The 15,120-nt window shown below is 43.6% G+C and carries 13 protein-coding genes; 1 reads left to right on the forward strand and 12 read right to left on the reverse strand.

The genetic code is table 11. The features are described 5' to 3' along the window. Positions 1–34: 34 nt before the first annotated feature. The 6 genes from trxA to H9626_RS08065 all read right to left on the reverse strand — a co-directional run bounded on the left by trxA (position 35) and on the right by H9626_RS08065 (position 4,062). Entirely contained in the window at positions 35–517 is a 483-nt protein-coding gene (gene trxA / locus H9626_RS08040) for a thioredoxin (protein WP_191710154.1), read from the reverse strand. A 193-nt stretch (positions 518–710) separates the two neighbouring features. Further along, the gene (locus H9626_RS08045; RefSeq protein ID WP_002558131.1) at positions 711–932 is read right to left on the reverse strand and encodes a DUF2795 domain-containing protein; all 222 of its coding nucleotides are present in this window, start codon (positions 930–932) and stop codon (positions 711–713) included. A 67-nt stretch (positions 933–999) separates the two neighbouring features. Then, on the reverse strand, positions 1,000–1,572 hold the full coding sequence (locus H9626_RS08050; protein ID WP_178257271.1) for a cob(I)yrinic acid a,c-diamide adenosyltransferase: 573 nt from the start codon (positions 1,570–1,572) through the stop codon (positions 1,000–1,002). 11 nt (positions 1,573–1,583) lie between these two features. Beyond that, positions 1,584–2,264 carry an O-methyltransferase gene (locus H9626_RS08055; protein WP_178257272.1) on the reverse strand — a complete coding sequence of 227 codons (681 nt, stop codon included), beginning with the start codon at positions 2,262–2,264 and terminating at the stop codon, positions 1,584–1,586. Between the two features lie 255 nt (positions 2,265–2,519). Then, positions 2,520–3,005, reverse strand: coding sequence for a ferritin (locus H9626_RS08060; RefSeq protein WP_178257273.1), 486 nt, complete (start codon positions 3,003–3,005; stop codon positions 2,520–2,522). Positions 3,006–3,087: 82 nt separating this feature from the next. Continuing rightward, positions 3,088–4,062 carry an acyltransferase family protein gene (locus tag H9626_RS08065; protein WP_191710155.1) on the reverse strand — a complete coding sequence of 325 codons (975 nt, stop codon included), beginning with the start codon at positions 4,060–4,062 and terminating at the stop codon, positions 3,088–3,090. 71 nt (positions 4,063–4,133) lie between these two features. Here H9626_RS08065 and H9626_RS08070 point away from each other — a divergent pair, with 71 nt between their 5' ends. Further along, positions 4,134–5,750, forward strand: coding sequence for a tetratricopeptide repeat protein (locus tag H9626_RS08070; RefSeq protein WP_191710156.1), 1,617 nt, complete (start codon positions 4,134–4,136; stop codon positions 5,748–5,750). On the opposite strand, the gene H9626_RS08075 is transcribed toward H9626_RS08070, so the two are convergent. From H9626_RS08075 to H9626_RS08100, 6 genes are all read right to left on the reverse strand, one after another. Further along, positions 5,747–7,420, reverse strand: coding sequence for a TonB-dependent receptor (locus H9626_RS08075; protein ID WP_191710157.1), 1,674 nt, complete (start codon positions 7,418–7,420; stop codon positions 5,747–5,749). The genes H9626_RS08070 and H9626_RS08075 overlap by 4 nt on opposite strands. After that, positions 7,417–10,428, reverse strand: coding sequence for a tetratricopeptide repeat protein (locus tag H9626_RS08080; protein WP_191710158.1), 3,012 nt, complete (start codon positions 10,426–10,428; stop codon positions 7,417–7,419). The genes H9626_RS08075 and H9626_RS08080 overlap by 4 nt, the downstream gene beginning before the upstream one ends. Beyond that, positions 10,425–10,958, reverse strand: coding sequence for an NUDIX domain-containing protein (locus tag H9626_RS08085; RefSeq protein ID WP_178257278.1), 534 nt, complete (start codon positions 10,956–10,958; stop codon positions 10,425–10,427). Before H9626_RS08085 ends, H9626_RS08080 begins: the two co-directional genes overlap by 4 nt. Positions 10,959–11,085: 127 nt before the next feature. After that, positions 11,086–13,443, reverse strand: coding sequence for a TonB-dependent receptor plug domain-containing protein (locus H9626_RS08090; RefSeq protein ID WP_191710159.1), 2,358 nt, complete (start codon positions 13,441–13,443; stop codon positions 11,086–11,088). After that, positions 13,440–13,997: a hypothetical protein gene (locus tag H9626_RS08095; RefSeq protein WP_191710160.1), complete on the reverse strand. Its 558-nt coding sequence runs from the start codon at positions 13,995–13,997 to the stop codon at positions 13,440–13,442. Before H9626_RS08095 ends, H9626_RS08090 begins: the two co-directional genes overlap by 4 nt. Before the next feature lie 724 nt (positions 13,998–14,721). Beyond that, entirely contained in the window at positions 14,722–15,108 is a 387-nt protein-coding gene (locus tag H9626_RS08100; RefSeq protein WP_178257281.1) for a DUF3836 domain-containing protein, read from the reverse strand. Positions 15,109–15,120: the final 12 nt, after the last annotated feature.

The following is a 15,120-nucleotide window of genomic DNA, read 5'->3' on the forward strand; positions in this document are numbered from 1 at the left end:
TTTTTTGTGAATGGAAGCCGTAAGATTTCCGTTTTTACTTCTTGCCCAAAAGGAACTCGTCGATAGCCTTTTTCAGCGTAGCTTTAGGCATCGCCCCCTGTCCTATCTGCGGTTCTCCTTCCGCGGGGATGAAAAGTAAGGTAGGAATACTTCGGATGCCAAAAGCAGCCGACAGCTCCGGTTCTTTGTCCGTATCTACCTTATAAATTACGATTTGTCCATCGTACTCTTTAGCCATTTCTTCCAATAGCGGAGCAATCATTTTACACGGGCCACACCATGTAGCGTAAAAGTCTACGATAGCGGGTTTGTCCCCTTCGTATTTCCATTCGTTCGGATTTTTCTCATAGTTATAAACTTTCGTCAGAAAGTCTGCTTTATTTAGGTGAATAACCTTGCCATTTTCTGTTGTTTCCATATTCTTTTCAGTTTTCGTATTGTCGTTATGGTTCGTGCTGCTGCCACATGCCGTATTAACGGCAAGTATGGCAAGCGCGAAGAATATAAACTTTTTCATATCATATAAACAATTAGTTGGGTAAAAAGGTTTAGAGCCTGTCTGATTTTTTGCAGAATAACCCGTTTGTAAAAAAATCACCACAAAGAATACAAAGAGGCACACACTTTTTCAAACTATTAAATTCGATGTGAGACTCTGTATCCCCTGTGGTGAAAACTGCATCATCAGCAGGATGTTGTGCTGAAGTTAATCAATATTCCTCCTCGTTGAAAAAGAAATCTTCCTTGCTGGGGTAATCGGGCCAAATATCTTCAATGCTTTCATATATTTCGCCTTCATCTTCCATCTCTTGCAAATTCTCAATTACTTCCAACGGAGCGCCTGAGCGCATTGCGTAATCAATCAATTCGTCCTTTGTTGCCGGCCATGGAGCATCCTCCAATTTTGAGGCCAATTCTAATGTCCAATACATAGTATATCAGTTTTTAAAAGTTTCACACGTTTCTGATTATTGAGCCACAAAAATATAACAAATTCTTTCATTCGCAATTCTTATCCCAATAAATTTCCTCACAATGTGTTAAATCGTTTAGTTTTCTTGATAAAACAAACAAATAATCTGACAATCTGTTCATGAAGCGTTTGACTTTTTCATCGAGGATTTCACTTCTTTCTTCGGTTTCTAATGCAAGAATCCGCCGTTCCGAACGTCGGCATACGGTCCGGCATACGTGACAAACGGCAGCTGCTTGCGAGCCGCCGGGTAAAATAAATCCCGAAAGTGCCGGCAGCGATGAATTGATTTCATCAATGGCTTTCTCCAGTTTCGTTATACTGTCTTCTGATATACGGCTTTCTATGCGAATTTCTGTTCGCTCAGGGTCGGTGGCGAGGTATGAGCCTACGGAAAATAGCTTATGTTGTATGTATTGTAAAAATTGTTTGCTTTTTTCATCTTCCGTAACGGTTATCAGCCATCCGATGCAAGCATTCAGTTCGTCTACGGTTCCGTAGGCTTCCAAGCGTGCATGAGTTTTCGGGACACGTACTCCTCCTACCAGCGAAGTCATGCCTTTGTCTCCCGTGCGGGTATAAATTTTATCCAGTTTCATGGTCTGTTTGATTAAAGGAAGTTTACAATGCGGTGTTCTTTCGTACGCTCTTTGTTGAAAAAAACCAATCCGATGTCGTATAAGTCGAAAGTAACTCCGGTTCGTTTATCGGCTATTATTTCTTTCCACCAGCGTTTTTTCTCCTCATTTTCGTAAGGTTTTCCAATAATGAAACAAGTCTTTGCATCGGCAAGAGGAAGGAGCAGCTCAAAAATTTCCCGATAGTAAGCAGTATGAGCGATGTGTACCACATCGGGCTTCTTTCCTTCTTGTATCAGAGTTTGGATTTTTTTTATGATGTCTCCCCATTGATAATCTATGGCAGCTTTGGTAGATAAGATACGTTCTACTGCGTCTTGTCGTTCGCTTGCGTATGAGTGGATGTGCAGCTTGGTACAGGCTTCTGCCATGTATCGGGTGCTGATTCCACTGCCTGTTTCAGCCTCGATAAGTAGCGAAGGCTGTAGGTAGTTGATAAGACGGAATAGAAGTTTATCCACTTTCTCGCGATAGTGAGGCAAGTGGTTGACAACTCTTCTCAGGTGGTGTAAGGGGGCATAAGCGTAAAAAGGCATTTGTTCGTAAATGACAAAGGTTGTCAAAAAAAAGTCGGAAGGTGAATGTATGCCATATCCTTTCCGATGACGAAAGCGTTTACACCAGTTTAAACTTCGTAAGAGGATGTCTTCCATGCTGCTATTGAGTTTATAGGTAGAGTGATTTTGGCGGCAAAGATAATAAAAATGCAGATTGATAGATAAAAAGAAAGCGCGGATTACGCTTATTTTTCAGGAAATATCCGTAAAAATTCCTTTAAATTACGCAATCCGCGCTTAGAGCCTGTTTGAATTTTCCGATAAGTTGTTTTTATCAGCTTCCCTTTTTCAAACTGGAGCAGGGCAAAATTTAAACAAGCTCTTAGGGGATAAATGTTTTATTGCGAAAAATTATTGGCGAGCACCCAATTTGTCGTCCATGTACAACAGGCTTGCTTGATCGGTGCAATGTTTCAACTTGTCAACAATGCTTTGAGCCGTAGCCTCTTCTTCCACCTGTTCGCGTACATAACCCCACAAGAAGTCTTGCGAAGCCTTGTCTTTTACTTCCGAAGCTACGTTTACCAAGTTGTCAATCAGTTCAGATACGTGGCATTCGTGGTTGTAAACATGTTCGAATACTTCGAGGATGCTTCCCCAGCCTTGCGGAACAACATCAACTTTGTCAACTTTGGCTACTCCGCCACGTTTGGCAATGTAATCTGCAAGGTCGTAAGCGTGTTGCAGTTCTTCTTGTGACTGTAATTTCAGCCAATGAGCGAATCCGTCGAAACCCTGACTTTTCAAGTAGAAAGACATAGAAAGATAAAGGTTAGACGACCACATTTCTGCTGTGATTTGTTCGTTGATTGCGTTTTGTAATTTTTCTGAGATCATAATCGTATGTTTTTAATGAATATTTTCTTTATCTTCTATATCAACAAATGAAATGCCATTATTCCTATTTTGGCTATGAATTTTATTTCTCTGTCAACTTGTCATTCCGCCCGGGAAAAGGTTGTAACATTGTTTGCTTTCCCCAGAAAAAGGGAGAAAGATGGAGGCGGTCGATGACCCACGCCAGAGCGAAACATCCTGTAACGGTAATAGCCAAAGCTGTAAAGAGGAAAAGCATTCCGGAAGGGTCAAAACCGAACATGCCTGCCAGCGGTTTTACTGTGATGGTAAAAACCGGAGAGAATATCAATAAGACCAGTGTGTGCGAACCGATGTATGCGCATATTGTTTTCATTCGGGCAGGGAGGAAGCGAAATAATGTCAGTGTCAAACTAACAGCCAAATAGGTTATTGCTATGCCTCCGGGAACCGATTTGTTCAGATTTTCAGGGAAACAGGCAAGTATCGTGAAGGGGATAACCGACCATACAGACGGGCGAAAAAAGGACGTAAAACGCAAGCCGTAGCGTTGCATTACGCAACCCATAGCGAAGTATAACGCATTGGGTAGCGATACGATGTCTAACCGCATGGATTCGGCAGCATAAATTAACGACAAAATAATGGGTAAAACAAGCGGGTCGCGCGACTTCCGGGTAAGGCGGTCGACGGCAAAATAAGTGATGCCGCATACCATCAGTGTATGCAGATACCAGTACGGCCCTAACGGATGAAGCAATAACTTCTCTATCCAAACGCCGAAGCTGAGTTCTTCTACCCGTTCGCGTACCGGAAGTATGGCAGACATCACGATGTATCCGCTTTCCATGATTGCATAAGGGATGAATATCCATACCATCGTATGCAGGAAAGCGCGCAGGCTTTTGTTGATGTTCATCAAATACCCTGAAATGATTAAGAAAGCAGGCATGTGGAAGGTATATACCAGCTGCTTGGCATACGGATATTTGTCTCCGATGTAGACCAAATGGAAAACAATCATCAGGAGTATAAATGTACACTTCAGGTAATCAATTTCTTTTATGCGCTGTTTCATTGGAGACTTTTTATTGCAAAAATAATGAAATCAGGAAGAATATTTGTATTTTTGAAAACAAATTGTAACACATGGGAAAATATTGTTTTATATTGCTATCATTTCTTTTTGTTTGCTTCGGATGTTGGGGACACGCTTCTTCGGAGAATGAAATAAAGAGTCTGCTGGAAAAGGCTGAACAGAGTTTGTATTCCAATCCGGTTCAGTCTGCCTTTTTCGCACAGCGGGCTTATAAACAGACGTCCGATGTTTCACAGAAGATTCATTCGCTTTCGCTATATGCACAGGCAGAGCGATTATTGGGGAATTACGATGGAGGTATTCAAGCTCTTTATGAAGCTGCGGAAATGATTCCCCAAGACGATCATTCGTGGAAAGGCAAAATCTATAATCAGATGAGTATCAGCTATTGCAGCTTGGGAGATTATACTAAGGCAATCGAATTGAATGACGAAGCGATGGCTTGGTCGAAGGTTGAAAACGATTCGGTAAATCTGGCACGGGTGTATAATAACAGGGGCATAATCCATATATACATCAATGAGTTTCAGCAGGCAGAACGTTTCTTTAACTTGGCTTTGGAGATAAACCGGAGAAACAAGGATTTAAAGAATATCGCCGCCAACTTGAATAATCTTTGCCTGTATCCCGGAAAGCTGGATATGCAAATCCGTTGGATAAGCGAAGCCATTGTGATTAACCGCAATTTAAACGCTACTTGCTCGTTGAGTGAGAATTATAATAATTTGGGGCGGCTGTATTATTATCAGAAAAAATATCCTCAAGCCATCGTTGTTTTAGACAAGGCTTTTAAGCTGGCTTCAAAGGTCGGAGCGAAAGGGATTATATGTGATAATTATGAATACTCTGCGATGGTGTATGCTGCCATAGGCAATTATAAGAAAGCTTACGAAAAACAGGTGGCATTATATACGCTTAGCAAAGAGATACAGAGCAGTAATAAGTTACGTATGGTGGAGCAAAATATGGCAGAAAAACGCCTTTTGTTCCAGCAGCAAGAAACGGAGCGTAAAGAGCAGGAGTATAAAATAGCGCAGTTGAGAAGAAATATCCTGACCATTGTGATCGTTGCTTTTTCATTGGCTATTATCGGGCTGTTGCTCCATCAGCGGTTTAAACGTAAAAAGAAACTTCAACTGATTAATACCCAGTATTTGCTGGAACAGTCGGAGCATGAAGTGGCGAAGCTGAAGGTGCAACAGCAGAAGATGGAGCTTGACAAAACGCAGGCGGAGCTGGAAACCAACAAGCAGGAGATAACAGACTTTGCCGTGTTTCTGCAAAGCCGTAACGAGGTGTTGGATAAAATCCGCGACCTGATAAAAGAGAGCTACAAAATGGAAGGTACGGAGCTGATTACTCATCTGAAGAAAATCAATGCGTTCATCAGTCAGCACCAGAATGGCGAAAAGACCAATAACATGACCTTGCAACACATTGATGAAAAGAATCAGGAGTTTATTAAAAGACTCACCCTGCGTCATCCTAATCTGACACAGGGCGAGATACATCTTGCCACGCTGCTGCGCGTGGAACTTTCTACCAAAGAGATTGCCATGCTGACCGGAACCACTCCGAAAACCATCAACATGAATCGTTATCGTCTGCGGAAATCGTTGGAGCTTTCTGCCGAAGATGACTTGGTGACTTATATCCGCTCGATTTAGAACCGTACACTGATACCTGCCATTACGTTGAATTCCTGTACCGGATAACCGGTTTCAGTAATGTAGTTCTTGTTCAGCAAGTTGTTAAGGCGGGCGAAGACCGTGATGCGGTTCAGCAGTTCATATTCTGCACTTACGCTTAAAGAGTTTATGGGGTCGGTTATACTTTGTCCGGCAATGTCTTTCCGCCCTTCGTAACGGTAATCCAGCGCAATGTGTAAGTCTTTCATTATCCGGCTCCGAGCATAGAAACCTACTGCGAATTCGGGCTTCAAAGCCAGCAGCAATTCGTTGTCGCTATTGGTGTTCCATCCGTAATAAGTTCCTTGCAGCGTAAAGTCAATCCAGTCTTTGTAAGCATAGCTGATGGATGCACCCCCATAACCCACTTTGGCTTTGTCTTGTAACAGGAAATTATAGGTGTAGTGCGTAGCGTCGGCAAGCGCGAAACTTTCAATTTCGGGGAGTGAGAACAATTCGTTTTTAGTGATGCGATAACCACCGTATAAATGGAATCCCAATCCGGATACGGGAGATGCTTTCAGTCCGATGCCGGCATCCAGCGGCGTAGACGAAGTGCGGAGCTGGCTCAGTTGCGCCCAATAAGGCGACATGTCATTCAGCGTACGGAAATCGTTCAGCCGACTTCCTCCCAATGCCTGTACGTAGATTACGTAAGAATCGGCAAACGTATAAGCCAGTTTTACATCGGGAGCAAAGTTTACTCCTCCGTCATGCCCTGCCTGTACATCGACGTGTGCTCCAAGACGGAGGCTCACATCATCATTCTTAATCGTATAATAAGGATTTAGCTGTACCAATGTATAGTTCTTCAGCGCAGCGTCATACATCAGGTTATCCATTACCAAGCCGACTCCCACTTGTTGTTCTTCGTTAATGTTTCCGGCGATGAATCCTGAAGTGTGGATAATCTTCTCTGCCCCTGAAGCAAGTCCATAAATATCATACTTGCGGTTAAAACTGCGGAATCCGCTTTGTAACGCAAATTCTACCGGCAACTGCCCTTTCTGTGAAGCAACGCGGACATAACCTTCGCCCAACGTATAGTGCTGTCGTCCTGTCGTGGTCGGAGCATCCGGATTCAGATCAGTGGAAGCAGGCATGTAATTAAATACCTGCGATGCAAAATCCCCACCGATTTTCAGTGAAACCTTGCGGAAATCGTGGGTATAATCTAACGCTGCATCTGTGCGGTAAAAGCGCGATTTCCAGTCTTGTGTACCGGTCAGGTTAGAGATGTCACCATACATGCCGTAGAGTGATGCCATAACGCCCAGACGGTCTCGCTTGGTAATGTCCCAAAGATAACTGCCTTTTACATCGGTATTATTCCGATTCCCATACGAAATGCGTGCATATCCCCTGTGTGCGTTCTCTTGTCTCATCTCCGGGTTAAAGGGCTTCATCGGATTTACTTCCCATGCAGCAAACGGGTGAATCCCTGCAGCATAGTTGATTTCCTGTTTGGCTACAGCCGGTTCTTCCACTTTCGGAAGAATGTTCACCTTAAAGGCATCCATCACTTCCGGATTATATTGATTTTCTACTACTACCGTACGATTAAGCGTAGAGTCTTTAGCTTGTTCTTGTGCTGCAAGCGTAGTAGCAGCACAAATACCAGCACATATAATTATAACCTTTCTTGTCATTGTTTTTCCAGTTTTTTCAGTCGGCTTTCAATCATTTGTTCAATATCGTCATTTGCCTGATAGTTCTGTTGCAAAGACAATAAGTATTGTTTTGCGTCAAGATTGCGCCCTAACTTCATGTAGACGTCAGACAGCAAGACAAAGCTGCGTGCCAGCCAGTAAGCATGAGGCGTACTGACTTCGATGTATTCCAACACCTCTTTTTCGGCTTTTGCTGTTTCGTTATTGTTGAAATAGATTTGAGCAACGAGGTATTTTGCCTCTGCACCGTAAACATTGCGCGTATCTTTTGCCAGTACAGTCAAATCGTTCAGAGCTTCCTGTTGTTTTCCCATCTGCATACAGGCTTTGGCGCGATAGTAACGAGCCTCGTTTTCCAGTTCGGGAGCCAGCTTGGATTGTGCCAATAAAGCAGAAGCGGTAGAAATCGTTTCTTCTGCATTTTTAAGCAGGTAAGCACTGCGCAAAGCTCCGGTTTCGGCCTCCAAGCGTTCTTCTTGCGTATTTGTACGGTCTGCCATGCGCTTGTAAAGCGTTAATGCCCTTTCATAATTCTTTTCGTTATAAGCCATGTCTGCGCATATCTTCATAGCTTCAGAAGAGAACTTGCTGTCCGGATATTCAATTACTTTGTCTAAATATGCTACGGCTTTGGCATAATCTTTCTGGTTATATGCTATCAGTCCCAGATAGTAAGAAGCATTTACGCTGAAAGCTCCCTGCGGGAACGACTGCAAATAGCGGGTAAAGCTGGTTTGGGCTTCGGCGATATTTCCACGCATGTAAACTTTTTCGGCGGCTGCATACGTAAGCGAGTCGCGCTCGTTCACATCGAAGTTTGCCCCGCCGGGCAGCGAGGAAACAAAAGCCATGTAATCGTCTACTTTATTGAGATCGATATAAATCGATTTCAAATCGCGTTGTGCCAGTCTCGCTTCTTCACTTCCCGGATATTTATTGATAACCTCTTTATAAGCAGCTATGGCTTGGTTATATTGATCGTTTTGATAATACAGCAAACCGATTTCATTGGCAGCCTTACGAGACAGGGCACTTTCCGGATATCGCTGTACCAATAATGTATAGCGGTTAATGGCATTATTGTTATCTTCCAGCAATACGAAAGCACGCCCTTGTTCGTACAAGGCATCATCGATATACTGTGACGAAGGATATTCAGAAAGTAACCGGTTCAGGGTTTGTATCTTTCCATTGTAATCGCGCTGCAAACCTTTTACGAATGCTTCTTGGAAGAGTGAATAGTCTCCCAATGCCGGATTGACGGAAGTAGCCTGTGCATAGTGAGTACGGGCTTCATCGAATCGACGGTCGTAGAAGTAACAGTCTCCCATGCGGTTATGCGTATCGGCAATTACAGACGCATCTTTTACCGTACCCGATGATGCACAGCGTGCAAACCACGTCAGGGCGCGGGTATATTGTTTTTGCTTGAAAGCCGTATAACCTAAATTATAAAGCGCAAGCCCGTATTCGTCGCTGCTTTTGTCGGGGGTAAATTCCAAGTAAAGCCGATAATCGTTGGCAGCTTGCGAGTATTGCTCCAAGCGATATTTCGATTCGCCCCGCCAGTAGTAAGCATCAGCTTTGGTTTGTTGGTTGTATTGTCCCAACTGCAAAGAGCGGGTGAAATAGTCGGTTGCGTTCTCAAATGCTCCTTGCGCGAAAGCCTGTGTCCCGAGACGGAACAACAGTTTTTGCTTGGCTTCCAAGATACGCTTGCCGGGATGACTGATTTTTTCAATAGACTGTAACGCCGCCATGTAGCTGCGCGTATTCATGTAGACTTCAATCAGGTAATCGTTAACCTTATCCGTATAAGCTGAGTTGGGGAATTCATTCAAGAAACGTTCAAATACCGTTACCGATTCGGCGAAAGGAGAGTAGGAGGTTTCATGGATACAAAGCGCGTAATTGTAAAGCGCCTGTTCCTTGATGCTGCGGTCGAAGTCGCTTGATGAGGCTTGTTCGAACGCCATGCGAGCCTGAGTATGTTCTTTCAGTTGCAGGTAAGCCAATCCTGTATGGAGATACGCATTCTGGGAAAGTGCATCTTTTTCTCCCACGGCTTTTCCCAGTGTGGCAGCAGCTTTCGAGTAAACCTGTGTGTGGAAATAACTCATTCCCAATTTATAGAGCGCATTCCGTTCGGGATGCTCCGATTCATTCTGGTAAGCAGACAGCAGACGGGTAGCCGAAGCATAATCGTTCTGTCCGTAAGCCGCTTCACCTGCCACACGCTTCATTTCCGTCACTTGTTCCTCGTTCGGGTAAGCAGCAAGGTAAGCCTCCGCTATCCGGCGTGCCGTTGGGTAATTGCCTTTTATCAGATAGATGTCTGCTATATAGTAAGGAGCAAGCGTACGGTATTTGCGGTCTTCTTCCACGGCGCGGAATCCCTCCAACGCCTTGTCGTAACGGCGTTCTACGTAATCGATGTAAGCCAAGTTATAAACAGCATCGTTTCGGTAAGCAGAACTTACTTCTTTTAATACATTAAACCAAAAAGCTGCTTCGCTCAGGTTATTGGTCTTCAGGTATGCTGTAGCCATGCGTAACGTACAGGCATCCCGTTCTTCCTGACTAAGCATTTCGATGTCGCATGTTTTGAAATAGGCTATTGCCTCCGGATATTTGCCTTCAAAGAAATAGGCGGAAGCGATGAGCGACTGAATGCGGTTTGCGTATCGTGATTCGGGATAGTCTTCCAAATATGTTTCTAACGTATGGATACAGTCGGGCATTTTTAATTCGTATGCGGTACAAGCCAACATATATGCAGCTTCATCTCGCAGGCTTGCTTCGCCTTTCTGCTCCATGTAGCGCGATAAGGTTTGGCGCGCAGCAGCGTAATCTTCGCGTAGAAATAATTGTTTTCCGTCATCAAACAAGCGTTCCGTTCCGGTGAGCGGTTCCGTCTGTTGTGCCGGAAGCGATAGGGGGAGGGCACACAGCCATCCGGCTATCCAAAGATATTTTTTATTCTTCATGCCTTATGGTGTTTATATAAGTCCAAGAAAAGGGTAATGCCTTTACGTACCGAGTCTAATCCAAATTCGTCAGGGTTTATTCGGTCGAGTGGCATCCAGAACGAGTCTGCCACGTCATCCATCGCTTTCAGGTGGCTGTCGTCTGCTACCGTGCATAAGAAAAACTGGTCAAGCGTGTGTACCAAGAACCCTGAATATAAATATGTATTGGGCAACGAAAACAAATATTTGGCTTCGGTAACGGTTAGTCCTGTTTCTTCCTTCACTTCGCGGGCAACGCCTTCCTCTCCGGTTTCATACATGTCGATGAATCCGCCCGATAAGTCGAGGGTTCCCTTTGCAGGTTCTTTTCCGCGTCTGCAAACCAACAGTTCGTTCCGATGGTTCAGGATAAAAGCTACGGTTGCCGCACTGGAGTTGAAGTAATACGTAAATCCGCAATCCGCACATTTCTTTGATTTTTCGTTATGGATTTCAAAGCGGTGCGAACCGCACTTCGGACAGTATTTGAACAGTTCTAACGGATGCATGTCTTTTTCGTTTAATAGGTTAATTTCGCAAATATACAGATTTACCCCAAGTGCATGGCTATATTTTTTATATTTAACCAAAAAGAGGCGGTTACTCCTGTCATATAAGCTGTATCAGCGTTGTTTGTCAGCGGATTGTTTGCGAATACACTCCCGTGATACCGTTGGTGGATATGCCTTCACAGTGAACAGTAATTTCTTTGTTCTCGCGTTCGTTGAGGAAGAATGATATTTCTGCCCGTCCGTCGGCGCCGGTAGTAACCGTTGGATTCCAATAGTACGTATTGCGGGCTTGGGGGAGATTGAAAAAATCGTTGTCTGTCGCTGCGGGAAGGTAAAACGTTTTGGCCTGATTGTATCCTATCCATTGGCAAACGGCTTGCCGGGTGGTTTCTTTTTCTCCGCCGACAGGGCGTCTGTACAGACAAATGACACCTCCGGTATTGAATCCGCCAAACATGGTGGCGGTTGGCTGTAACACTTCGATGCGCTCTATTTGTGAAATATCCATGTCGAATACAAATTCCGGCATCCGCTGCAGGCTGCCATCTAATACGATGGAAGCCGGCGTTTTTCCGGGAGTTCCGTTTACGTGCGGAATCATCGGGTAGGCAGGGTCTCCACCATATATCATTGATATGCCCGGCACACGTCGCAAGTAGTCGATTACGCGACCACTGGCTGTGTTTGCTTCGATGTTTACTGCGTTTTTCACGAATCCTGCTCCGTATGTTCTCCGCTTTTCCATCGGGTCTGGTTTCCGTGCCGTAATTTCTACTTCGCCTAACAAAATCGGGGTTTTACCGATACGGGGTTCGATGTACCGGTTGACTTTCCATGCGGTAGCGAATGACTGTTTGGCATCGAACGGCGTTGGCCGGTAATGCCCGGCAGGAGAGGAGTGGGGAACGTCAAGAACAATGGGGTAGGCTTTCTCTTTCTTGTCGCGTGCAGTTAAAATGACATCTTTAGTACCTGTAAATTCAATGCCGTCTAAAACAAAACGTTTCTTTTCGTCGGGCTTTAATTCGGCATATTCCCTCAAACTATCTTGGCGCAAAATGGCTTCTATGGTAATGTCTTTTAGCTTTTTGTTGCCAAGTACATCTACCTTGCCGCTTAACGATAGTCCTAATTCCATAGGGAACGAGGGTGGTTGGGGTGTTTCGGTAAGCTGGTCTAATTCATACCGCCGCCATCCTTGTGTGAGGAGCAACAGGTTGATACGCTCCATCGCATCGGGGCGGGCAGGATTCCAGTAGTCCGGCAGGTAGCGGAGGTTACCTTGCAGTTCGCTACCTAAAAACAAATAAGAGGTGAGGTTAGATCGTTTGCTGGTTTGTTCTAAGGTGGCATCGACAGCTGCTAATGAGAACGCTCCCGGCTGCGGATGCCCGTTCCGGTCTGTAGAATGTAATATTAATTTTACGGATTTGTGTCCGTTCTGCTTTTCATACTTTGTACGAATCGACAAATTTAATTGTTCCGGAAAACGTACAAAAGCAAGCCTTTCCCACCATGCCTGATAAGATTCGTCGATTAGTGAAACGGTGAATGTTCCCGCCGGTAGTTCGTCGATTGGAAAACTGATGAGACCAATCTTATTGCGGGTATCTATCGGCACTTCTACGATAAGCTCCCCCTCGCGGTGTAATACGATAAACCATTGATGTGCTGATGCTTCTTTCTCTGTCAGGTTATGAGCCATTCTGATGCGGAATTTCCCGTCCCGATGCTCTGTTGACAAAACAAATCCCCGTTCCTTGCATTGGGGAAGCGGATAGGTCTGACGTATGTTGGGTAAATGAGCCTCGTAGCGCATACCGGGTTGGGGCAGGAATGAGAACAACCCTTTCCCGTGCAGGCTTGGTGAAGCAATGGCTACGGTGTCTTTCTTCTCGTTTGTAATGAAAATTTCTTTGATATCTTCGGCATATCTTCCTGTGATTTCAAAAGCCACCCGGTTGGTCAGTCCCTCTATCATCCAGCCTCCTTCGGGAAAGAACCGGATAGCTGCATCTTCCTTTTCGTCTGCATCTTTGCCGGTCGGTTGAGGGCCGTACACAGTCAACTCTTGGTGAAAGAACCCTTCAGGAGCGAAGTTTTGCATCCATCGGGTGTAGGCACGTAACTGGTAATGTCCGGCAGGTAAATCTTCAGGAAGTTCCAAGCAAGCCTCTGCCCGCCCGTCCTTGAGCTTCCATCGAGTCTGTAATACAGCGTTTTGCTGCGGGTCGATAAGGTCTGCGTAAACAATTTGGCTGGCGGCGGAAGCATTTGCCGAAGAAGTTTGGTAAATTTTCATCCAAACCGTCTCTCCGGCGTAATAATCCGTTCGGTCATGATGTATGTACACTTTTTCGATGGGCATCCGTGCTGTGTAATCGTACAGTGCTTGTTGCAAATTGCCATTGGAGGGTTGGGCGTTGACGATTTGCGTAAAAAACAGAAGAAAAAGGCAGGTGAATGGTAAGAAACGTTTCATAATTTTTTAGCTTTATAGCCTCTGATTTCAGTAGTTGATGTGATAGGCGGAATCGAGTCGGGGCGTGATGGATCCGGATAGCCGACTGTTGCAAGGTAAACACCTATTTCAAATTGTTCGTAAATTAATTCTTTGATATAAAAATATCCATCTGTTGATTTTTGTGTATATTCTTTAGGATATCTGTTTGAGGGTGTTCCCGTATATATCCAGTCAATCCTGACGTGACTTATATCTTGGTGGCATTTTATTCGGAAATAAGCAGGTTCTTTTCCATCGTCTGATGTACTTATATTGCGAGGCTCTACGGAATAAATAAGTCCACTGCCAGATTTATAGAGTAATTCTAAAGAAATGGAAGGTGGATAGTAACTGAACGGTGATTTGTTTATTGTTGTGTCAATTTGTGTGTTTATACTACGACTTGTAATCGTAGAAGATTTTCTGTTGTTGTTAATTTCATAGAAATCATTATTGTTACAAGAAAATAATGTTATTATGAAAAAGAATAAAAATAATGGTTGTACGGTGGATGTATTGTTGAATGTTTTCATAATTTAGAGATTTAGTTGATAGCTTTGTAGATGTTGACCATTGCCAAACTATCTGATTCGTTTAAACGGGGAGATGAGGAGGCGGGTGGGGTATCATCGTCCGAAGAACAAGAGAAGTTGAACAAACAGAATAATAAACATACCCATCCGATAGCCGGGCTTCTGAAAAGAAAATGGATTTTCTTCTTCAGAAATTTGAAGTTAATGATTCGCATAGTGATTATTGATTAAGAGGTTAGATTTTTATAGGATTTTTCTTGGACTTGTGATTTGTAATTGAACAAAGGTTTTCCTGAATGATTTTTGGCAATTTTAATAAAAATATTTAGAAAAATCAAGAAGATAAGCAAGAAATCTTATACGCTTAATCAACTTATCTGATTAGGTGTATAAGTTAAATTGTTTCTAAGGGATACGTGTAAATTGCGGCATAAAATTCATTGGGATGGATGCGGGTGTTTATCCGCATGTTTACCCCAATTCATCCGCATAAGTTGGTCAACGCAAGCCGTAGTGTTTTGACCTGTCCGAATATTGGAAAAATGTTGTCGAAAACTCTGCTTTGATGCTTGCAGGTTATAATTTGTTAGAAGATTGCCGCTAAGTTGATAAAATCGGGCGGCAAGGAGAAGGGAAGGAAGGGATAGCGAGCATAAAAAAAGAGGCGCTTCTCACGAAGTGCCTCTTTATAGAATAAGAGAGTTTATGAATGTTTCGTTTAATGTTACTTATCCATTGTGATTGTCATTTCGGGAACCAAAATGAAATCTTTCTTTCTTGCATTCCATTTGTAATATTCCGTGGTAATGCTCTTGTTACTATAAGTATAACGGATGCAGAGGTCGTTTTCCCAACGGTTCTTCATGCTGTTCCATTTCTGAGAAACGTTTTCCGTCATTCTTTGGTTGTCGTCATACTTATAATTATATTTCATATAGTTTGTCAGCATATTGCCGTCCATCTTGTAAACGGTTTCTGAAACTTTCACTCCGTTGACTTCTTCTGCGTTATAGATTAAATTGTTATCTGGATTGGCAGAAAAAACTGTAACGTTAGCAACAAATGCAATTACTGCAACCAATGTGATTTTAATTAAATTCAAAGCTTTCATATCTTTATAACT

The organism is Phocaeicola faecium, assembly GCF_014837055.1.
Taxonomy (GTDB): Bacteria; Bacteroidota; Bacteroidia; order Bacteroidales; family Bacteroidaceae; genus Phocaeicola; species Phocaeicola gallinarum.